The 19,152-nt window shown below is 61.8% G+C and carries 20 protein-coding genes; 15 read left to right on the forward strand and 5 right to left on the reverse strand.

The features are described from left to right. Window positions 1-18: 18 nt before the first annotated feature. From QN219_RS10230 to QN219_RS10260, 7 genes are all read left to right on the forward strand, one after another. Entirely contained in the window at window positions 19-852 is an 834-nt protein-coding gene (locus tag QN219_RS10230; RefSeq protein WP_283999543.1) for an SDR family oxidoreductase, read from the forward strand. A gap of 21 nt (window positions 853-873) precedes the next feature. Next, a complete protein-coding gene (locus QN219_RS10235; RefSeq protein ID WP_173509276.1) occupies window positions 874-1,077 on the forward strand; it encodes a twin transmembrane helix small protein in 204 nt (67 codons plus the stop codon). 17 nt (window positions 1,078-1,094) lie between these two features. Beyond that, complete coding sequence (locus QN219_RS10240; RefSeq protein ID WP_283999544.1) at window positions 1,095-1,673, forward strand: cob(I)yrinic acid a,c-diamide adenosyltransferase; 579 nt, start codon at window positions 1,095-1,097, stop codon at window positions 1,671-1,673. Window positions 1,674-1,703: 30 nt separating this feature from the next. Further along, window positions 1,704-2,495 (forward strand): rhomboid family intramembrane serine protease, encoded by a 792-nt coding sequence (locus QN219_RS10245; RefSeq protein ID WP_283999545.1) that lies wholly within the window; start codon window positions 1,704-1,706, stop codon window positions 2,493-2,495. Between the two features lie 291 nt (window positions 2,496-2,786). After that, window positions 2,787-3,536, forward strand: coding sequence for an electron transfer flavoprotein subunit beta/FixA family protein (locus QN219_RS10250; protein WP_283999546.1), 750 nt, complete (start codon window positions 2,787-2,789; stop codon window positions 3,534-3,536). Between the two features lie 24 nt (window positions 3,537-3,560). Then, window positions 3,561-4,490: an electron transfer flavoprotein subunit alpha/FixB family protein gene (locus tag QN219_RS10255; RefSeq protein ID WP_283999547.1), complete on the forward strand. Its 930-nt coding sequence runs from the start codon at window positions 3,561-3,563 to the stop codon at window positions 4,488-4,490. Window positions 4,491-4,646: 156 nt separating this feature from the next. Further along, window positions 4,647-5,519, forward strand: a complete 873-nt coding sequence (locus QN219_RS10260) for a 3-hydroxybutyryl-CoA dehydrogenase (RefSeq protein ID WP_173509271.1) — start codon at window positions 4,647-4,649, stop codon at window positions 5,517-5,519. A 3-nt stretch (window positions 5,520-5,522) separates the two neighbouring features. Here the strand turns inward: QN219_RS10260 and tlpA are convergent, their stop codons facing one another. Then, window positions 5,523-6,218 carry a thiol:disulfide interchange protein TlpA gene (tlpA, locus tag QN219_RS10265; protein ID WP_283999548.1) on the reverse strand — a complete coding sequence of 232 codons (696 nt, stop codon included), beginning with the start codon at window positions 6,216-6,218 and terminating at the stop codon, window positions 5,523-5,525. Window positions 6,219-6,244: 26 nt separating this feature from the next. Between tlpA and argH the strand changes: the two genes are divergently transcribed. The 4 genes from argH to QN219_RS10285 all read left to right on the forward strand — a co-directional run bounded on the left by argH (window position 6,245) and on the right by QN219_RS10285 (window position 12,236). After that, window positions 6,245-7,648, forward strand: a complete 1,404-nt coding sequence (gene argH, locus QN219_RS10270; RefSeq protein ID WP_283999549.1) for an argininosuccinate lyase — start codon at window positions 6,245-6,247, stop codon at window positions 7,646-7,648. 223 nt (window positions 7,649-7,871) lie between these two features. Then, on the forward strand, window positions 7,872-8,063 hold the full coding sequence (locus tag QN219_RS10275) for an LPS translocon maturation chaperone LptM (RefSeq protein WP_283999550.1): 192 nt from the start codon (window positions 7,872-7,874) through the stop codon (window positions 8,061-8,063). Window positions 8,064-8,077: 14 nt separating this feature from the next. Further along, window positions 8,078-9,346: a diaminopimelate decarboxylase gene (lysA, locus tag QN219_RS10280; RefSeq protein WP_283999551.1), complete on the forward strand. Its 1,269-nt coding sequence runs from the start codon at window positions 8,078-8,080 to the stop codon at window positions 9,344-9,346. A gap of 253 nt (window positions 9,347-9,599) precedes the next feature. Further along, window positions 9,600-12,236: a TIGR02302 family protein gene (locus QN219_RS10285; protein ID WP_283999552.1), complete on the forward strand. Its 2,637-nt coding sequence runs from the start codon at window positions 9,600-9,602 to the stop codon at window positions 12,234-12,236. A gap of 111 nt (window positions 12,237-12,347) precedes the next feature. Here the strand turns inward: QN219_RS10285 and QN219_RS10290 are convergent, their stop codons facing one another. The 3 genes from QN219_RS10290 to QN219_RS10300 all read right to left on the reverse strand — a co-directional run bounded on the left by QN219_RS10290 (window position 12,348) and on the right by QN219_RS10300 (window position 14,267). Further along, window positions 12,348-12,707 (reverse strand): response regulator, encoded by a 360-nt coding sequence (locus tag QN219_RS10290; protein WP_136508849.1) that lies wholly within the window; start codon window positions 12,705-12,707, stop codon window positions 12,348-12,350. A gap of 287 nt (window positions 12,708-12,994) precedes the next feature. Then, complete coding sequence (hpt, locus tag QN219_RS10295; protein WP_283999553.1) at window positions 12,995-13,540, reverse strand: hypoxanthine phosphoribosyltransferase; 546 nt, start codon at window positions 13,538-13,540, stop codon at window positions 12,995-12,997. A gap of 67 nt (window positions 13,541-13,607) precedes the next feature. Beyond that, complete coding sequence (locus QN219_RS10300; protein ID WP_283999554.1) at window positions 13,608-14,267, reverse strand: hypothetical protein; 660 nt, start codon at window positions 14,265-14,267, stop codon at window positions 13,608-13,610. 431 nt (window positions 14,268-14,698) lie between these two features. On the opposite strand from QN219_RS10300, the gene ftsE reads away from it, so the two are divergent. The 4 genes from ftsE (at window position 14,699) to QN219_RS10320 (ending at window position 18,291) form a co-directional block, all read left to right on the forward strand. Next, the gene (ftsE, locus tag QN219_RS10305) at window positions 14,699-15,358 is read left to right on the forward strand and encodes a cell division ATP-binding protein FtsE (protein WP_167528349.1); all 660 of its coding nucleotides are present in this window, start codon (window positions 14,699-14,701) and stop codon (window positions 15,356-15,358) included. Next, on the forward strand, window positions 15,351-16,358 hold the full coding sequence (locus QN219_RS10310) for an ABC transporter permease (RefSeq protein ID WP_283999555.1): 1,008 nt from the start codon (window positions 15,351-15,353) through the stop codon (window positions 16,356-16,358). The genes ftsE and QN219_RS10310 overlap by 8 nt, the downstream gene beginning before the upstream one ends. 189 nt (window positions 16,359-16,547) lie before the next feature. After that, window positions 16,548-17,249, forward strand: coding sequence for a YdcF family protein (locus tag QN219_RS10315; RefSeq protein ID WP_283999556.1), 702 nt, complete (start codon window positions 16,548-16,550; stop codon window positions 17,247-17,249). A gap of 259 nt (window positions 17,250-17,508) precedes the next feature. Further along, on the forward strand, window positions 17,509-18,291 hold the full coding sequence (locus QN219_RS10320) for a 1-acyl-sn-glycerol-3-phosphate acyltransferase (RefSeq protein ID WP_283999557.1): 783 nt from the start codon (window positions 17,509-17,511) through the stop codon (window positions 18,289-18,291). A 70-nt stretch (window positions 18,292-18,361) separates the two neighbouring features. Here QN219_RS10320 and QN219_RS10325 read toward each other — a convergent pair whose 3' ends face one another. Further along, window positions 18,362-18,934 (reverse strand): gamma-glutamylcyclotransferase, encoded by a 573-nt coding sequence (locus QN219_RS10325; RefSeq protein ID WP_283999558.1) that lies wholly within the window; start codon window positions 18,932-18,934, stop codon window positions 18,362-18,364. Window positions 18,935-19,152: the final 218 nt, after the last annotated feature.

The raw sequence follows: 19,152 nt of genomic DNA on the forward strand, positions 1-19,152 counted from the left end.
TCTACAGGAATCGACCGGATGCCCGATCGCCCCGCCATCATCGTCACCGGCTGTTCTTCCGGCATCGGAGCCTATTGCGCCCGCGCCCTGAAGACGGACGGCTGGCGGGTATTCGCGACCGTTCGCCAGCCGCAAGATCAGGCGGAACTGGAGGCCGAGGGCATCGAAACCTTCATCATGGATTACACCAGACCGGAAACGATCATAGCGCTTGTGGAGGCTGTGATGGCCCGTTCCGGCGGGCGGATCGATGCCCTCTTCAACAACGGTGCCTATGGCCAGGCGGGCGCGGTCGAGGATCTTCCGCCGGAGGCGCTCAGGCTGCAGCTCGAAACCAACGTCGTCGGCTGGCATGACCTGACGCGCCGCGTGATACCGGCGATGCGCGCACGCGGCCATGGTCGCATCGTCCAGTGTTCCTCGATTCTCGGCATCGTCCCCTATCGCTGGCGCGGCGCGTATAATGCCTCGAAATTTGCACTCGAGGGACTGTCGCTGACCCTGAGAATGGAGCTTGCCGGCAGCGGCGTCGACGTCAGCCTGATCGAGCCCGGGCCGATCGCGTCGAAATTCACGGCCAATGCGATACCCTACATCGAGCGTTTCATCGATCTCAAGAATTCCGTCCATCGCACGGAGTACGAGCGGCAGATGCGACGCCTGCGCGGCGAAAGCAAACCGGCGTCCGGCAAGCTCGGGCCTGAGGCGGTCTATGTTGTCTTGAAACATGCGCTGACGTCACGCAGGCCGCGGCCGCACTATATAGTAACAAGACCCGCCAAGCAGGGTGCGCTGCTGAAGAAACTCCTGCCGGCCGCTCTGTTCTATCGCATCATCGGCCGCCTCGGCTGACCGAATCGGAGGATATTCATCATGTCCAGTTTCTTCACCGGCCTGACCCTGCTCGTCATGGGCCTGGTCGTCATCGTCCTGATCCGAGGTCTCTTCAACATGGCCACGGGCGGCAGCGGCAACACGTCAAACAAGCTGATGCAGGCGCGTATCGTCCTGCAGGCGATCGCCATCGCTCTGATCATGCTGACACTTTGGATCACCGGCGGCGGACGGCCGAGTTAAGCGCAGGCGGCGGCACCATGGTAAGGCTCAACAAGATCTACACGAGAACCGGCGACAACGGCACCACAAGCCTCGTTTCCGGGCCGCGCCGTCCGAAGTCCGACCTTCGCGTCGAGGCTTACGGAACGGTCGACGAGGCGAACGCGCTGGTCGGCCTCGCGCGCCTCCATACCGGCGACATCGCCGAACTCGACGCAATGCTGATGCGCATTCAGAACGACCTTTTCGACCTCGGCGCGGACCTTGCGACGCCCGACACCGGCGAGAAGCAGGACCATGAGCCGCTGAGGATCGCCGCCGCCCAGGTCACAAGACTCGAAGCGGAGATAGACCGCCTCAATGCCGAACTCGAGCCCCTGCGTTCTTTCGTGTTGCCGGCCGGCAGCCCGGCTTCCGCGGCCCTGCATGTAGCCCGCACCGTCGCGCGCCGCGCCGAACGGCAGATGGTGGCGCTTGGGCAGACGGCCGGCGAGATCGTCAGCCGCGATGCAATCGCCTATATCAATCGTCTCTCGGACTTCCTTTTCGTCGCGGCCCGCTGGGCAAATGACAAGGGACGTGCCGATGTGCTTTGGGTTCCGGGCAAGAACAGATAACGTTCGTCAAGAATCGCGCTCGGGGGCCGCATGTTCATACCGCTTCACGACAGGAACACGCTGAAGCACATACGCATGCAGTATGTGACGATCGCCCTGATCGCCACCAACATCGCCGTGTGGCTGGTTACCGGCCCGATCGCCACGGAGGAGTTCGCGAACGCGGCGGTGCTCGGGCTCGGCTACATCCCAGCAGTGATCTTCGACTACGCCAATCTCGATCCGTCGCTCGTGATCGTCCCCGACCAATTCACGTTCGTCACCTATTCGTTCCTGCACGGCGACTTCATGCATCTGGCGATGAACATGTTGTTTCTCTGGGTGTTCGGCGACAATGTCGAGGACGCGCTCGGGCATTTTCGTTTCCTCGTCTTCTACCTGCTGTGCGCGGCAGCAGGCGCGCTTGCACACGGACTGCTCGACCCCGCCTCCGAAGCGCCACTGATCGGCGCTTCCGGCGCCATCTCGGGCGTCGTCGCCGCCTACTTCCTGCTCCATCCGAAGGTGCGGGTCTGGGTGCTCGTCCTCTTCCGCATTCCATTGCCGTTGCCCGCCGCGATCCCGCTCGCTTTCTGGATCGGCCAGCAATTCTTCATGCTGGTGGTCGACTCCGGCAACGGTGTCTCCTGGAGCGCTCATGTCGGCGGAATTGTTGCGGGGCTTCTGCTGGTGGTCATTTTGCGACGGCGCGGCGTTCCGCTTTTCGACCGCACGATCGTCACCCCGCGCGCCGTCGAGCATCGCGCGGAGCGAACCGACGAGATCAGCGCCAGCCCCACTGGCACGAGAAAACCGCCTACACCTTGGGGACGTCCTACCTGAGGCCTGATCTCGACGTGCCCTATTGGCGCCGATATAAAACGCGATTTCAATGCCTTGGCCCTGACGCGGATGGCGTCGTTCGGGCCGTTGGACGTTCCCGGCCTCACCTCTTGCCAGGCGGCATTCTTACGTGTACGTAAACGTAATTCCAAATCTCAGGATTATATCGATTTAGCTTCGCGGGCGACGATTGTAATTGGAGAAAAAACGCGTATCGATGTCGCCAACCGACAATCAGGCAGCTCTGTTAAGGGGCATTTTCCTGCGAAAGCTCTTGGAGGGAATGAATCCATGAAAGTACTTGTGACGGTGAAGCGGGTCGTCGACTACAACGTCAAGATCCGGGTGAAGGCGGACGGTTCCGGCGTCGAGCTTGCCAATGTCAAGATGTCGATGAACCCGTTCGACGAGATCTCGGTCGAAGAGGCGCTGAGATTGAAGGAATCCGGCAAGGCGAGCGAAGTGGTTGTCGTCTCGGTCGGTCCGGCCAAGGCCGAAGAAACGCTCCGCACCGCGCTCGCCATGGGTGCCGACCGGGCGATCCTGGTCGAGACCGAAGACCAGGTCGAGCCGCTCGCCGTCGCCAAGATCGTCAAGGGTGTCGCCGAGGCGGAAGCGCCGGGGCTGATCATCGTCGGCAAGCAGGCGATCGACGACGATTCGAACCAGACCGGCCAGATGCTCTCGGCGCTGCTCGGCTGGGCCCAGGGCACCTTTGCCTCCAAGGTCGAGATTGCCGACGGCAAGGCTCAGGTGACGCGCGAGGTCGATGGCGGCCTGCAGACGGTGGAACTGAAGCTGCCGGCGGTGGTGACCACCGATCTCAGGCTGAACGAGCCGCGTTATGCCTCGCTGCCGAATATCATGAAAGCGAAGAAGAAGCCGCTCGACAAGAAGAGCCCGGCCGATTTCGGCGTCGACACGACGGCGCGGCTGAAGGTTTTGAAGACTGAAGAGCCGTCGGGCCGCAAGGCTGGCGTCAAGGTCAAGTCGGTTGCCGAGCTCGTCGAAAAGCTCAAGACCGAAGCCGGCGTTCTATAACATCAGGAAAGGGAGACACTACTCATGGCCATTCTGCTTCTGGCTGACCACGACAATACGAACCTTTCCGACCAGACCGCCAAGGCGCTGACGGCAGCGACGAAGATTGGCGGCGATGTGCATGTGCTGGTCGCCGGCGCTGGCGCCAAGGCCGTTGCCGAACAGGCGGCAAAGCTTGCCGGCGTCGCCAAGGTGCTGGTTGTCGACGATCAAAGCCTTGCCAACAATCTCGCCGAGCCGCTGGCGGCAACGATCGTTTCTCTCGCCGGCTCTTACGACACGCTCATTGCCGCCGCCACCTCGGTCGGCAAGAACGTCATGCCGCGCGTCGCAGCGCTGCTCGACGTCTCGCAGGTGTCGGAAATCATCGAGGTGGTTTCCAGTGACACCTTCAAGCGGCCGATCTATGCCGGCAACGCCATCCAGACCGTGCAGACGACCGAAGCGAAGAAAGTGATCACCGTCCGCACCGCCTCTTTCGCCGCCGCTCAGGAAGGCGGCTCGGCGCCGATCGAGACGGTCGCAGCCGCCACCAATCCTGGCCTTTCCAGCCACGTTTCCGATGCGCTGTCGTCCTCTGACCGGCCAGAACTGACCTCGGCGAAGATCATCATCTCCGGCGGTCGGGCGCTCGGCTCGTCGGAAAAGTTCAAGGAAGTGATCCTGCCGGTCGCCGACAAGCTCGGTGCGGCCGTCGGCGCCAGCCGCGCCGCCGTCGATGCCGGCTATGCCCCGAACGATTGGCAGGTCGGCCAAACCGGCAAGGTGGTCGCCCCCGACCTCTACATCGCCTGCGGCATTTCCGGCGCCATCCAGCATCTTGCCGGCATGAAGGATTCCAAGGTGATCGTCGCGATCAACAAGGACGAGGAAGCGCCGATCTTCCAGGTCGCCGACTACGGCCTCGTCGCCGACCTCTTCGATGTCCTGCCGGAACTCGAAAAGGCGCTGTGACCGCGCGTAAAACGCGTTTACCTCCGGCATGAAAAAGGCTGGAAAAAGCGCGGGCTTGGCATTAACAATCGTACCGGGCCGGCCCAATCGGCCCGGTATTTTTATATCTGCGGCAGCAAAGCCGCCGAAATCTCTTGAAGATGGATGTTCGCTTCGATGATCAAGACTGTCGGAATTATTGGCGCTGGGCAGATGGGCTGCGGTATTGCCCATGTTTCAGCAGCGGCCGGATACAAGGTACAGCTCTACGATCTTGCTGCGGACCGCATCGAGGCCGGGCTTGCCACCATCAACGGCAATCTCGCCCGTCAGGTTTCCTCCGGCAAGATGACCGACGAGGACCGCAAGAAGGCGCTCTCCCTGATCAAGGGTTCCGCCGACATGAACGATCTCTCGCAGGCCGATCTCGTCATTGAGGCGGTGACGGAAGACGAAACGGTCAAACGCAAGATCTACGGGCAGGTTTGTCCGCTTATGAAAGCGGAAGCGATTCTCGCGACCAACACCTCTTCGCTGTCGATCACGCGGCTCGCTTCCGCGACCGATCGTCCGGAGCGCTTCATGGGCATCCACTTCATGAATCCGGTGCCGGTGATGAAACTGGTCGAATTGGTGCGCGGCATCGCGACCGAGGAAGAAACGTTCAAGGCCGCGAAGGAATTCGTCGCCCATCTCGACAAGACAGTCACCGTAGCGGAAGACTTTCCCGCCTTCATCGTCAACCGCATCCTGCTGCCGATGATCAACGAGGCGATCTATACGCTTTACGAGGGTGTCGGCACCGTCGAAGCCATCGACACGGCAATGAAACTCGGTGCAAACCATCCGATGGGGCCACTGCAATTGGCCGACTTCATCGGTCTCGATACCTGCCTGTCGATCATGCAGGTGCTGCACGATGGCTTGGCGGACTCGAAGTACCGCCCCTGCCCGCTGCTGGTCAAATATGTCGAGGCTGGTTGGCTTGGCCGCAAGTCAGGCCGCGGCTTCTACGACTATCGCGGCGACGTTCCCGTTCCGACGCGCTGACGGTCAACTCCCGGCCATCGAGCCGAGCGCTGCCTCGATGAGCCGCTTGGCATCCTCGCTGTCCCAGGCGGCGGGACCGTTCATCGATCCGATCAAGCAGCCCTTCTCGTCGAGAAGCACTGTTGCCGGAAGGCCGAAGGCGAGGCCCTCCTTCTTGAGCGTGTTGAAGACGCCCATCGACGCGTCACGGTAGTAGCGGAGTTCGCGAACGCCGATCTCGTCGAGGAAGGCCTTCTGCTTGTCGTCGTCGCCAGTATCGATGTTGACCGCAACGACCTCGAAGCGGTCGCCGCCGAGCGCCTTCTGCAGCCCATTCAAGGCCGGCATCTCTTCCCTGCAGGGCACGCACCAGGTTGCCCAAAGATTGACGAGGATCGTCTTGCCGGCAAAGGCCGCGAGCGTCAGCGGTGTACCATCCGGCCCCTTGAAGTCGAGGCCGCCGATTGGACGCGGATCGGCCGCCGGCGTCATGGCCGCAACCTGCCCTTTCATGAAGGGAGTCAGCGAGGCGATTTTCTGTTTGGCTTGCGGGCAGCTCCCGCCTTGAGCCGTTAACGGTGCAGCGCCATCGCCAGGCCCTACGGCATTGCCAGACCCCGTCTCCTTCACGTATACCGCAGCCGCGCCGACGATCACGCCGAAAAGGGCGGCAAGCGCGAACAACCTGATGGCCAGCGGACTTTTCTTCTGGTCTGGCATTTCATTCTCCAAGGGCGGGCATCCTCATGGCTGACGGCAGTTCCGAGACGAAATCCTCCAACCAGATGTGGGGCGGGCGCTTCGCCTCGGGCCCGGATGCGATCATGGAGGAGATAAACGCCTCGATCGGCTTCGACAAGAAGCTCTATGCCCAGGATATCCGCGGCTCAATAGCGCATGCGACCATGCTGGCGCATCAAGGCATCATTTCAGCGGACGACAAAGACAAGATCGTTCACGGGCTCGACACAATCCTGTCAGAGATCGAAAGCGGCGCATTCGAGTTCTCACGGCGTCTGGAAGACATCCACATGAACATCGAGGCGCGATTGGCAACCCTAATCGGTCCTGCTGCCGGCCGGCTGCACACGGCACGCTCGCGCAATGACCAGGTGGCCCTCGATTTTCGCCTCTGGGTGAAGGAGGAACTGCAGAAGACCGAAAAGGCTCTGACGGCGCTCATTGCCGCCTTCCTGGATCGCGCGGAAGAGCATGCCGATACGGTAATGCCCGGTTTCACCCATCTGCAGACGGCGCAGCCGGTCACATTCGGCCACCATTGCATGGCCTATGTCGAAATGTTCGGCCGCGATCGCTCGCGCGTTCGCCACGCAATCGAGCACATGGACGAGAGCCCGATTGGCGCTGCCGCCCTCGCGGGCACCGGCTTCCCGATCGACCGGCACATGACCGCAAAGGCGCTCGGCTTCCGCGAGCCGACCCGCAATTCGATCGACACCGTCTCCGACCGCGACTTCGCGCTGGAGTTCCTTTCGATCGCCTCGATCGCGGCGACCCACCTGTCGCGCCTGGCGGAAGAGATCGTCATCTGGTCGACGCCGCAATTCGGCTTCATCCGCCTCTCGGACGCCTTTTCGACCGGGTCGTCGATCATGCCGCAAAAGAAGAACCCCGACGCCGCCGAGCTCGTGCGCGCAAAGACCGGACGCATCAACGGCTCGCTGGTCGCGCTGCTGACGGTGATGAAGGGCCTGCCGCTCGCCTATTCGAAGGACATGCAAGAGGACAAGGAGCAAGTCTTCGACGCGGCTGAGAGCCTCGAACTCGCGATCGCGGCGATGACCGGCATGGTGCGCGACATGACCGTGCGCGCGGACCGGATGAAGGCCGCCGCCGGCTCCGGCTATTCGACTGCGACCGATCTTGCCGACTGGCTGGTGCGAGAAGCGGGCCTCCCCTTCCGCGATGCCCATCACGTGACCGGCCGCGCCGTCGCGCTTGCCGAGCAGAAGGGCTGCGATCTCGCCGATCTCTCGCTCGCCGACCTGCAGTCGATCAACCTGGCGATCACCGAGAAGGTCTTCGACGTGCTCACCGTCGAGGCCTCGGTCGCAAGCCGCACCAGCTTCGGCGGCACCGCGCCGGCCGAGGTGCGCAAGCAGATCTCTTGGTGGCGCGCCCGCAACTAACGCATGTCGCCCGAAAGTGTGCAGCGGTTTCGGAACAACGGTGTGCATGCAAGCGAAAACCTAGAGCACGTGCCTGGCTCCCATTGAATGCGACGCGCTTTGGGCAGCGCAGAAAAAGGGTGCACAAGGCCCTGAAAAATCGATAAGACATCGCACCAGAGCGGCGCGAGAAATCCGCCCGCTCCAACTCAATCGGCTCCAGTTCCGGCAAAGGAAAATAACGATGACATTGACGAAGGCAGCCCGGCTTGCGCTTCTGCTCGCTATCCCCGGGCTGGTTCTCATCGGTTGTGGGCGTAAGGGCGATCTCGACAGACCCGGCGCCACGACGCTCAACACGAAAGCGCCGGCCGGAACCGTCGAAGAGAAGGCTACGGTAGAGGACCGACCCTTCCTGCTTGATCCCCTCCTCTGAACCGAGCAAACGCCGTGAACCATTTCGAATACCGTGACGGAATTCTCTACGCCGAAGACGTCCCCGTAACGGACATCGCAAGAGCCGTCGGAACACCCTTCTATTGCTACTCCACGGCAACGCTAGAACGCCACTACCGGGTCTTCGCGCAAGCCTTTGCGGATGTTGACGCCATGGTCTGCTATGCCATGAAGGCCAATTCGAACCAGGCCGTGCTGAAGACGCTGGCCCGGCTTGGCGCGGGGATCGACGTGGTCTCCGAAGGCGAACTCCGTCGCGCGCTTGCCGCAGGCGTTCCGGCAAACCGGATCATGTTTTCCGGCGTCGGCAAGACCGCGCGCGAAATGGATCTCGCGATCGAAGTGGGCATCTATTGCTTCAACGTCGAGTCCGAACCGGAACTGGAGATCCTGAACCAGCGGGCACTGCGCGCTGGCAAGCAGGCACATGTTTCCTTCCGCATCAACCCCGACGTCGATGCACGCACGCATGCCAAGATTTCGACCGGCAAGAAGGAAAACAAGTTCGGCATCTCCTGGGAGCGGGCGCGCGGCGTCTATGCCCATGCCGCCACTCTGCCCGGCATCAAGGTTACCGGCATCGACATGCATATCGGCAGCCAGATCACTGAGCTGCAGCCCTTCGACGATGCCTTCAAGCTGCTGCGTGAACTCGTCGATACCCTCAGGTCCGATGGTCACGCGATCGACCACGTCGATATCGGCGGCGGTCTCGGCATTCCCTACAAGGACGACAACAATCCGCCGCCGCTGCCCGATGCCTATGCCGAGATCGTCAAGAGCCAGCTCAAGGGCCTTGACTGCCGGATTGTGACGGAACCCGGCCGGCTGATCGTCGGCAATGCGGGCATTCTCGTCACCGAAGTGATCTACGTGAAGGACGGCGGCGACAAGACCTTCGTCATCGTCGACGGCGCGATGAACGACCTGATCCGCCCGACCCTATACGAGGCTTACCACGAAATCCGGCCGGTAAGGATTTCCGCCGCCAACGCGCCGCGCATCAAGGCCGACGTGGTCGGCCCTGTTTGCGAAACCGGCGACTATCTGGCGCTTGATCGCGAAATGGCCATGCCGAAACCGGGCGACCTGTTCGCGATCGGCTCGGCCGGTGCTTATGGCGCCGTGCAGGCCGGCACCTACAACAGCCGTCTGCTCGTGCCGGAAGTGCTCGTCAAGGGCGACCGCTTCCATGTCGTCCGTCCGCGCACGGATCACGACAGCCTGATAGGCCTCGACTCCGTGCCGGACTGGCTCGACTGAGCCAATTTCATTCAGTTTCTGATCCTGACCGCGCAAAGCCCTGTGGCGATCACGTTTTGTTGTCGCCCTCGTCTTCGCCACAAACGGTGTTATCCTGCGGTGCGAGGATCGACTACAGCGTTGCACGTCTTATCAAACGCGCAAGGGACGCTGTAGCACTTGGAATTGCTGCATGTTTTTGGCCTTAAATCGACTGCGATTTAAGGAACATGCAGGAGAGTGATCATGAGCGACCGAAAGGGAACTTGGGCGGATGACGCAATTCCGGCGGGATAACACGCCACAACCGAAGCCGTTTGCCAGAATGCTGGCGACCAAGAGGTTTTTCGCTCGTTCGGTCCTTTTGGCGGAGCAGGTGCTGCCTCGCACTCTGATACCGGCCTCGCTTGTCCTCTTGTTCCTCTCCGCGGGCTGGCTCGGCTTATTCCGTGTAGCGCCGCTGTGGCTGCATGCCGCGATGCTTCTCGCGTTCTTCGCCGCACTGTTCTTTTCGCTCCTGCCGCTGACGCGGATCCGCTGGCCGGAAAACGCCGATGCGGACCGGATGCTCGAGGAGCGGAACTATTTGCCCCACCAGGCGATCCGCGTCCAGGATGACACGCCGGCGACAGATGGAGCTTTCGGCGCGGCGCTGTGGCGCGAGCACCAGGCGCGCATGGCCCGACTGGTCCGCGGCCTGGACACCGGCCTGCCGCGTCCCGACATCGCGCGCCACGATCCCCTAGCGCTGAGGGCGGTCCCTGTGCTGCTTGCCTGCCTCGCCTTCGCCTACTCCTATTCGAACCGCGCGGGGTTGGTGACGGACGCCTTCCGGCTGCCCCAGCAACAGGTCGTCGCGGCGGACATCCGCATCGATGCCTGGGTGACGCCGCCGGCCTATACGGGCCGCGCGCCGATTTTCCTGACTGGCCGACAGGACACGGGGCCAGCTCAGGAGCAGCCCCCGGCTGAGGAAAAAGCTCTCATCACCGTGCCGCAGTTCAGCGATTTGACCGTCAGGATAACCGGTGTCGGACCGGAGGCACGCGTCAGCTATGCCGAAGCTGGCGGATCGGAGCCGATCGTCGTTCCGACTTCCGACGGCAAGGCGAGATCGGAGCCGAAGAAGGAACCGCAGGACACAGCTCAGGCACCGCGAAACGACGTCCGCAACCATCTCTACAAAATAACCAAGGACGGAACGCTTTCGGTCGGTGGGCAGAGCTGGGACTTCAAGATCACGCCCGACAGCGTCCCGGACATCGCCTTCGACGGCGCCCCGCGCCCGACCGCGAATGCGTCGCTCGAAATGAGCTTCCTTGCGCATGACGATTACGGCATCGCGCAGGCCTGGGCTGAGATCAAGCCGCTGGATGAGCCGCCTGCCGGCGCCCGGTCGCTCTACCCTCCGCCCGAGTACCGCCTCGACCTGCCGCGACGCAATGCCCGTGAGGCCAAGGGGACCACGAGCCGGAACCTCAGCGAGCATCCGCTCGCCGGAAAGCGTGTGCGCATCACACTGGTAGCCCGCGATGCCGCCGGCCAGGAAGGCCGAAGTGTGCCGCAGGACATGATCCTTCCGGCACGGCAGTTCTTCGAACCGCTCGCTGCTGCCGTTGCCGAGCAACGGCAGGTCTTCGCGCTCAATGTCAACGACCTGCCACGCGCGATCGATCTCAACGACGCACTGACGCTCTATGCAGAGGAGACGATCCCGAATCTTACACATTTCCTGCTGATCCAGTCGGCACGCACGCGCATGGCGCTAGCGCGCAACGACGACATGCTCAGGGACGCAGCTGATCATCTCTGGGAGATTGCACTCGGCATCGAGGACGGAGACCTGTCGCTCGCCGAGCGGCGGTTGCGCGACGCTCAGCAGAAGCTTTCCGATGCACTGGACCGCGACGCGTCCGACGAGGAAATCGCCAAGCTGATGCAGGAATTGCGCCAGGCGATGCAGGAATACATGCAGGAACTTGCACGGCAAGCCGCGAAAAATCCGCGCATGGCGGCCAACCCTGACCAGAACAACGTGTTGCGCCAGCAGGATCTGCAAAAGATGATGGACCAGATCGAAAATCTGGCTCGGTCGGGTGCGCGCGATCAGGCGCGCCAACTCCTGTCCGAACTGCAAAGAATGATGAACAACCTGCAGGCCGGGCGTATGCCGCAGATGGGCGAGCAGAACAACGCCATGCGCCAGCAGATGGACAAGCTTGGCCAGTTGATGCAGCAGCAGCAACAGTTGATGGACGAGACCTTCAAACTGGACCAGGCGTTGCGCGACCGCATGCAACGCGGCGACCCGCTGCAGGGCGAAGACGACGAACTTTTCGGTCAGGACATGCCGCAGGATCCCGGGCAGCGGAACGACCCCAACGGCCAGCCCAACCCGCTCGACGATATGACCGCGGAACAGTTGAAGGAAGCCTTGAAGCAACTGAGGCAGCAGCAGGAGGGGCTTGGCAAGCAACTTGGTGAGTTGCAGAAGGGCCTTGAAGACCTTGGCATCAAGCCCGGCAAAGGCTTCGGCCAGGCACAGCGTGAAATGAAAGGCGCGGCCGACGCTCTGGGCGAAGGCCAAGGGGAACAGGCCGTCGGCAACCAGGGCCGGGCGCTGCAGGCGCTGCGCGAAGGCGCACAGGACATGATGAACCAGATGCAGGCCCAGGGACAGGGACAAGGTCCCGGACAGGGCGTTCCGCAATATGGCCAGAACGGTCGTGACCCGCTCGGCCGTCGCCAGCAAAACGTCGGTCCTGACTTCGGCGATCAGGTCAAGGTTCCGGACGAAATCGACACGCAGCGCGCCCGTGAGATCCTCGACGCGATCCGCCGCAAGCTCGGTGACAGCCTGTCTCCGGAAGCTGAGCGGCAATACCTCGAACGCCTGCTCGACATGCGTTGACGACTGCGTGATTCCCTGAATCGGATTCGATTTATCGATCCCGTCGGAAAGGACGCTCGGTGCAGGAGCCGGCCCTCGCCGAGGCGGCGAAGGCCGGAAAGCGGGATAGCCTCAGGCGACGAGTGCCAGGGCGACCGCCTTGCGGATATCGGGCAGCGAGAACGGCTTGGAAATCACATCGACAACCTTGCCGGAGAGGTCGTCCGCGCGCTCGCGCTGTTCCGCGTAGCCGGTCATCAGCAGGATCTTGAGCGCGGGAAACGCGGCAGATGCCTGATGGGCCAATTCAATGCCGTCCATCACCGGCATGCGGATGTCGGACAAGAGCAGATCAAAGGCTTGGCTTTGAAGGCAGGCGAGCCCGTCGGCTCCATCCCCGGCCTCGACAGTTTCATGCCCATCGAGTCGCAATGCGCGCGCCACAAATGAGCGCAAGGCATCCTCATCCTCGGTAATCAGGATTCTCGCCATCATGGCCTCCCGTCTTCGCTCTCATAGAGCGCCACGCGCCCCCTGGAATGCAAAGGACGCTCATCTCGTTTGAACTCGAGCATCATGCCTTCCGAAAATCGCTTCCGATTTCGAGCATATGCCGACGTCGCGCTTCGGCGTGGCCGAAGCCGTGACGCTCCTTCAAACAAACAGCTTTTCGTTTGCTTTCGGTAAACGCCGGAACGTCGATTTTCAGAAAAGGCCATGCATGGGTCGTTGTTCCGATCCAGGGACCGCAACGACATTTGCGCGTTGGAGCCTCGCTATCACTCAGCGTCGCCGGTCACGACGCCGACGAACGGCAGTTCCCGGAAGGCGTAGGCGACGTCCATGCCGTAACCCACGACGAAATGGTCCGGGCACTCGAAGCCGACATAATCCGCCTCCAGATCGACTCGCCGCTTCATCCGCTTGTCCAGGAGAACGGCGATCGTGACGTTGCGCGCGCCGCGCTCCAGAAGCAGATCCTTCGCGAAGCGCAATGTCCGGCCGGACTCGAGAATGTCGTCGATCAGCAGGACGTCGCGATCGTGCACGTCGCTGTCGATATCCTTGGTGATCTTTACGCCCTTGGATTCGGTGCCCATGCCGTAGCTCGACAGCGTGATGAATTCGACCTCCGGCGCGAGACCGGCATCGTGCATGGCGCGGATCAGATCGGCCGCGAAGATGAACGAACCTTTCAATATCGAAATGACCAGCAGATCCTTGTGCGGGCCGCGAACGATTGCTTCGGCCAATTCGTGATTGCGGGCAGCGATCGTCTCGGCGCTGTAAAGGACTTCGATGTTCTTACCGCGAACGACGGGCATGCGGGCTCTCCAGCGCTTAATTGCGGAAGACGGGAGCGCCTTCCCTTTCAGGCGCCGCTTAGCACAATCAGAGCCGAGAAACACTGGTTTCGGCGAAAGAAACCGTCACGTCGGGCATTTTCCCGCCCGCATAAGGAAGGCGGGCAGCGAAATGGCGGCTCTCGCCGGGTGCAATCGACGTGCCGTCGGGCATCAAACGCGTTGCCGTCACCTTCCGGCCATTGCTCGTGACGTCGACCACGACCAGCGGCAGACGCTGCTCGGTGCCGGAACGGTTGTCGATGCTTCCGTAGACCGAAAGCACACGCATGCCGCCGGCATAGTCGAAGGACGTCGTGACGCCACCGATCGACAGAGGTCGGGCGTCCCCCTGGTCTTCGTTGAAGAGGCCCGCGATCAGAAGGAACGCTCCAAGGCCGAGCCCGCCGACCAGCCCGGCAAAACGTCGGGGCGGCATGGCGCGCAACCTTGTCTCGATGACAGTAAGAACCTGCCGAGCCGGTTTTCCGGACTGCGCCGTCGAGGCACATTGACTGCACCCGCGGGCGGCGGCTTGCCGATTGTCGTTGAAGACCGGATAGGGGCTGGGCCGGACGGTGTTGGCGACGGTCTCGAATTCGACGTCGACATAGTTCGGGCTTCTAGCGACGGCTCCCCTTGTACGCGCATCCCGCTCCGGCGGAAGCAGATCGACACGTGCGGCGGTTTTTGAACGAAATGCCTGCATCGTTCCCCTCGGGATCGCTCCGGCTCTCCTCCCGGCGCATCATGCGCCCGGATCGGCAGCTCGACCGGCGCCAGCCTTGAGCGGAGCTTGCGGGCAATGCCTGTAACCGGCCCGTGCAAGAAACAGGGCATTGCATCAAATCCTTACGACACGTAAACCGAAATGGTTAATGTTTCGGAAAGAGGCCGTGAAAGCGGCGCCTTTTCATGGAAAATGAACCGCTGCTTAACCATCGTGCCGCACGCGGTTTAGCCTTGGCAGGCGTGCTGTCCTGCTGCATGTTTCCTTAAATCGGAGCCGGGTTAAGGAAACATGCAGCGATTCAAAGTGCTACAGCGATCTTTGCGCGTCCTATGGAATGCGCGGCGCCGTACGCGCGGACGATCGCTTCGCGGGTATCGAAGGTCGTGAAGAGAGACTGGGCTGTCCCATTGATTCACTTTGAGAACGTCGGATTGCGCTATGGCATGGGACCGGAGATCCTCCGGGACCTGACATTCGACATTCCACGCCGGTCGTTCCAGTTTCTCACCGGCCCCTCGGGCGCCGGCAAGACGACATTGCTGCGATTGCTCTTTCTGTCGCTGCAGCCGACGCGCGGCCTGATCCGCATGTTCGATCGCAACATCTCCTCCATCCCGAGAGACGAATTCCCGATGCTGCGCCGGCGCGTCGGCATCGTCTTTCAGGACTTCCGCCTGCTTGACCACCTGACGACCTATGAGAACGTTGCCCTGCCGCTGCGGGTGCGCGGCAAGGAGGAGGCAAGCTACCGCGCGGATGTGCTCGAACTTCTCAAATGGGTCGGCCTCGGCGAGCGCATCAACGTCCTGCCGCCGGTGCTTTCGGGCGGCGAGAAACAACGGGCGGCGATCGCAAGAGCTCTGATCGACCGGCCGGAGATCCTGCTTGCCGACGAGCCGACGGGCAACGTCGACCCGCCGATGGCACGCCGGCTGCTGAACCTCTTCCTCGAGCTCAACCGGCTCGGAACGGCGGTGGTGATCGCCACCCACGACCTGTCCTTGATGGATCAGGTCGAAGCCCGGCGCATGATCCTGTCACAGGGGCGGCTCGACATCTATGAATGAGAACAGCGTCCCCCGCCGTGAATCCGAGCCGCCGCAGCAACGCCGCGCCGAGATGCGCGTGCGCCCGACGGGGCCGATCGTTCCTTCGGCCAATGTCTCCGGCCATGCGCTGATGTGCGTTATCGCCATCATGTCGTTCCTCGCCTGCTTGACGCTCGGCGGCGTCAGCATGGTGCGAGCGACGGCGCAAAGCTGGCAGTCCCAGATCTCGCGGGAGATCACCATCCAGATCAAGCCGGACGATAATCTCGACATGGAGAAGGCGCTGGCCGATGCGCAGGACCTCGCTCTGACCTTCAGCGGCACGACGGGCGGGAAGATCATCGACCGGGCCGCCACGGCCCGCCTCCTGGAGCCGTGGCTCGGTGAAGGTCTCGACCTCGACGAACTGCCCGTGCCGCGACTGGTCGTCATTACCATCGACGAGAACAACCCGCCCGATTTCGCCGCCATGCGCGCGGCGTTGACGGAAATCATCCCGCAGGCCTTTCTTGACGATCATCGCACCTGGGTCGACCGCCTGGTGGCGATGGCCAATACCACCGCGATGATCGGAAGCGGCGTCCTTGCGCTGGTATTCTCTGCCATGGTCCTCACCGTCGTCTTCGCAACCCGCGGTGCACTGTCCGGCAACCGCCACATCGTCGAAGTACTTCACTTCGTGGGTGCGGAGGCGGGCTTCGTGGCCTCCGAGTTCCAGAAGCACTTCCTCCGAATCAGCCTGAAAGGGGCCGGTGCCGGCGGTCTGCTGGCCGCGCTGTCCTTCGCCGCCGCCAGCTTCTGGCAATCGCAAACGCTTGCCACCCCCGAAACGGACCAGGCGACGGCGTTGTTTGGACGGTTTGCCATCGGCTATACCGGTTATCTCGGCATTTTCGCGATCATAATCGTCATCGCTCTGCTGACGACCCTGACGGCGCGCCTTACAGTCATGAGGACGATCTACGAAATCGACCTCATCCGGTCGGATCCCGGCCGGACGGATACCTATCAAAGCTGAAAGCCATGAACCGCTCACGCCATCTATTCCTTGCCGCAATCTGCGGCTACTGCATGGTTCCTTAGATCGGAAGCGATTTAAGGAACATGCAGCAATTCAAAGTGCTACAGCGATCTTTGCGCGTCCGATTGGACGCGGGCGCTGTATGTGAAGAGAATCACGATGGGGCGAGAATTACGCGAGAGCGGAATGGCCGAGAGGGGCAGATGGCGGGAGAGAGCCGCGCGCCGCCGCCGGTCCCGCAGCTTGTTGCGCAAGCTTCTGCGCCGGACCTTTTTCGTGCTGCTCGTATTCCTCGCCATTTTCATCGGCGGTTTCCTGCAATTTGCCGATACGGTCGCAACGCTGCAGCCGCCCACACATCCCAAGGCTGATGCAATCGTCGTCCTGACGGGCGGTTTCCAGAGGATCAATCAGGCGGTGGATCTCCTGAAAACGGGTGCAGGCAAGCGTCTGTTGATTTCAGGCGTACACCCGACGACGACGGGAAGCCAGATACGCCGAAACACGCAGAGCTCGGCCGAACTCTTCAAATGCTGCGTCGACATCGGGCATGAAGCGATTGACACCATCGGCAACGCCACGGAGGCCGCCCAGTGGATCCGCAACCGGGGCTACAAGAGCGTGCTCGTCGTCACCAACAATTACCACATGCCGCGCAGCCTTCTGGAGTTGCGGCGCGCCAAGCCCGACACGGAATTCATGGCCTATCCGGTCATCAATTCCGATCTGAAGACGACAAATTGGCTGCGCAACCCGCTGGTCCTGAAGGCCATTCTGCTTGAATATGGCAAATATTCCGTCGCCTCCGTGCTCGACATGATGGGCGCGCGTCCGACGAACGGCCTGAGGGCGGCCATTTCCTCTCGGGTGACCCCGGCGGAAGAGTAAAAAAGGCGGCTACGTCCCGGAGCAGAGCCGACGGCGACTTTTGCGCTGGTAAAGGCCTGCGGTGCCGTCGCAGCGGTTTTCCTTGGCGATATATTCGTGTAGGCAGCGGAGTGGCCGACCCCCGGTCACCAATCGCCGCCTGCTGCATCTTCCTTAAAGCGTAGCCGATTTGAGGAAACATGCAGCACTTCAAAGTTCTACAGCGTCCTTTGCGCGTCTTAAGACGCGCGGACCTGTAGTCCGCATCGAGAGCCACCTGATGATTATCCTGCGTTCGATCGTTTTCAACCTTGTGTTTTATGCCAATCTGGTCGTCCAGATGATCGTATTGACGCCGATCTATTTCCTTCTTCCCCGCAAGAAGGCCTGGTTCGTGCCGAAGAATTGGGTTCGCAGCAATCACTGGCTCCTAGGGAAGATCGTCGGCACGACCTTCGAAATCGAAGGCCTGGAGAATATTCCGGATGGTCCCTATATTTTCGCGCCGAAGCATCAGTCCTTCTGGGATGCCTACGCGCTCCTGCCCTGGCTCGACGATCCGTTCTATATCCTGAAGCGCGAGCTTACCTGGATACCGCTGTTCGGCTGGTACATCATCAAGCAGCGCATGGTGCCAGTAAACCGCGCCGCGCGCGGCAAAGCGATGACCGATGTCATGGAGCGCACCAAGAACGAGATGGCGACCGGGCGGCAGTTGATCATCTATCCGGAAGGCACGCGCCGCCCCCCGGGCGCGCCACCTGAATACAAATATGGAATCGCCCGCCTCTACCGGGACCTGCAGGTTCCGGTCGTGCCTGTTGCCATGCATCCGGGCCTCTTCTGGCCGCGACGCAGATTCCTGCGCTTCCCCGGTCATTTCAAGGTACGCGTCCTGCCCCCGGTGGAGGCCGGCTTGGATCCGGATGCGTTCCTCAAAAAGCTGATCGAGGTGACCGAGGCCGCAAGCGATGAGCTGCTTGTCGAGACGGTCAAGGCCAATCCGCATCTGCCGTTGCCGCCGACGGCGGAGCAGCGGCTGCGCGAACTCGGTCAGGCCTGAGCTGCGACCGCCCTACTGCATGTTTGCCTGAATCGGGACCGATTCCGGCAAACATGCATAATTCAAATGATTACAGCGACCTTTGCGCGTCTGATAAGACCTGCGGCGCTGCAGTCGTGGTCAATCGCGCAACCACGTCCTCCAGCCACTGGTCGCGGATGCCCATCTCTTTGAGATGAGCGAGCGTATTAAGGACATACTCCCTGTTCGGCCCGGACCTGCCGGAGGCGATCGCGACGGTTTCCGCCGCTTCCGCCGCACTGAGCGCCCCCGCATATTGGGCGTGGCCGCGATCGATCACATAGGCAAGCGCCGGCACCCGGCGTCCGTCGGCAAGCTGGATCGGCATGGTCCGCTCCTTGTAGACCTGCGTCACCAGCTCGCGCTCACGCAGATAGCCGATCACATCGGACTTTTCGTTTCCCGGCACGCGAAATGCGGTGCCGATGCAGGAGCCTCCGTAGTCGAGGCCGAGCACCAGACCGGGCCGCTGCTCCGTGCCGCGATGCACCCAGGAGTGTACGCAGAGGGAGCGGCGGTACCCGAAGGCGCGTGCCGTCGACTTCTCCTCGAAACGGAAACCCGGGTTCCACATCAAGGAACCGTAGCCAAAGACCCAAAATTCGTCCATATCCACTGCCATTCATACACGCCGCTTTGCCACATGTCGCATCATTCACCGGCACGGTCGTGATCGATCAAGCCGAACTTCTACGGCACACATTGCGGAACACGGAAAAGGCAGCCGGCCACCGTATACAGGAATGGAAGATAGTTTACAGGATCGGCAACCGCCACCCGGAACGGCATGAGAGAAAACCAAAATGTTCTTTCAGCCCTTCCGTCTTCGGTCGCGATGAT

This window comes from Sinorhizobium sp. 8-89, assembly GCF_030124325.1.
Lineage (GTDB): Bacteria > Pseudomonadota > Alphaproteobacteria > Rhizobiales > Rhizobiaceae > Sinorhizobium.

Excerpts from the sequence above, each read along its gene's own strand:
- QN219_RS10230 (WP_283999543.1), top strand. The coding sequence starts at position 19 with ATGCCCGATCGCCCCGCCATCATCGTCACCGGCTGTTCTTCCGGCATC.
- QN219_RS10235 (WP_173509276.1), top strand. The coding sequence starts at position 874 with ATGTCCAGTTTCTTCACCGGCCTGACCCTGCTCGTCATGGGCCTGGTC.
- QN219_RS10240 (WP_283999544.1), top strand. The coding sequence starts at position 1,095 with ATGGTAAGGCTCAACAAGATCTACACGAGAACCGGCGACAACGGCACC.
- QN219_RS10245 (WP_283999545.1), top strand. The coding sequence starts at position 1,704 with ATGTTCATACCGCTTCACGACAGGAACACGCTGAAGCACATACGCATG.
- QN219_RS10250 (WP_283999546.1), top strand. The coding sequence starts at position 2,787 with ATGAAAGTACTTGTGACGGTGAAGCGGGTCGTCGACTACAACGTCAAG.
- QN219_RS10255 (WP_283999547.1), top strand. The coding sequence starts at position 3,561 with ATGGCCATTCTGCTTCTGGCTGACCACGACAATACGAACCTTTCCGAC.
- QN219_RS10260 (WP_173509271.1), top strand. The coding sequence starts at position 4,647 with ATGATCAAGACTGTCGGAATTATTGGCGCTGGGCAGATGGGCTGCGGT.
- tlpA (WP_283999548.1), bottom strand. The coding sequence starts at position 6,218 with ATGCCAGACCAGAAGAAAAGTCCGCTGGCCATCAGGTTGTTCGCGCTT.
- argH (WP_283999549.1), top strand. The coding sequence starts at position 6,245 with ATGGCTGACGGCAGTTCCGAGACGAAATCCTCCAACCAGATGTGGGGC.
- QN219_RS10275 (WP_283999550.1), top strand. The coding sequence starts at position 7,872 with ATGACATTGACGAAGGCAGCCCGGCTTGCGCTTCTGCTCGCTATCCCC.
- QN219_RS10285 (WP_283999552.1), top strand. The coding sequence starts at position 9,600 with ATGACGCAATTCCGGCGGGATAACACGCCACAACCGAAGCCGTTTGCC.
- QN219_RS10290 (WP_136508849.1), bottom strand. The coding sequence starts at position 12,707 with ATGGCGAGAATCCTGATTACCGAGGATGAGGATGCCTTGCGCTCATTT.
- hpt (WP_283999553.1), bottom strand. The coding sequence starts at position 13,540 with ATGCCCGTCGTTCGCGGTAAGAACATCGAAGTCCTTTACAGCGCCGAG.
- QN219_RS10300 (WP_283999554.1), bottom strand. The coding sequence starts at position 14,267 with ATGCAGGCATTTCGTTCAAAAACCGCCGCACGTGTCGATCTGCTTCCG.
- QN219_RS10310 (WP_283999555.1), top strand. The coding sequence starts at position 15,351 with ATGAATGAGAACAGCGTCCCCCGCCGTGAATCCGAGCCGCCGCAGCAA.
- QN219_RS10315 (WP_283999556.1), top strand. The coding sequence starts at position 16,548 with ATGGCCGAGAGGGGCAGATGGCGGGAGAGAGCCGCGCGCCGCCGCCGG.
- QN219_RS10320 (WP_283999557.1), top strand. The coding sequence starts at position 17,509 with ATGATTATCCTGCGTTCGATCGTTTTCAACCTTGTGTTTTATGCCAAT.
- QN219_RS10325 (WP_283999558.1), bottom strand. The coding sequence starts at position 18,934 with ATGGCAGTGGATATGGACGAATTTTGGGTCTTTGGCTACGGTTCCTTG.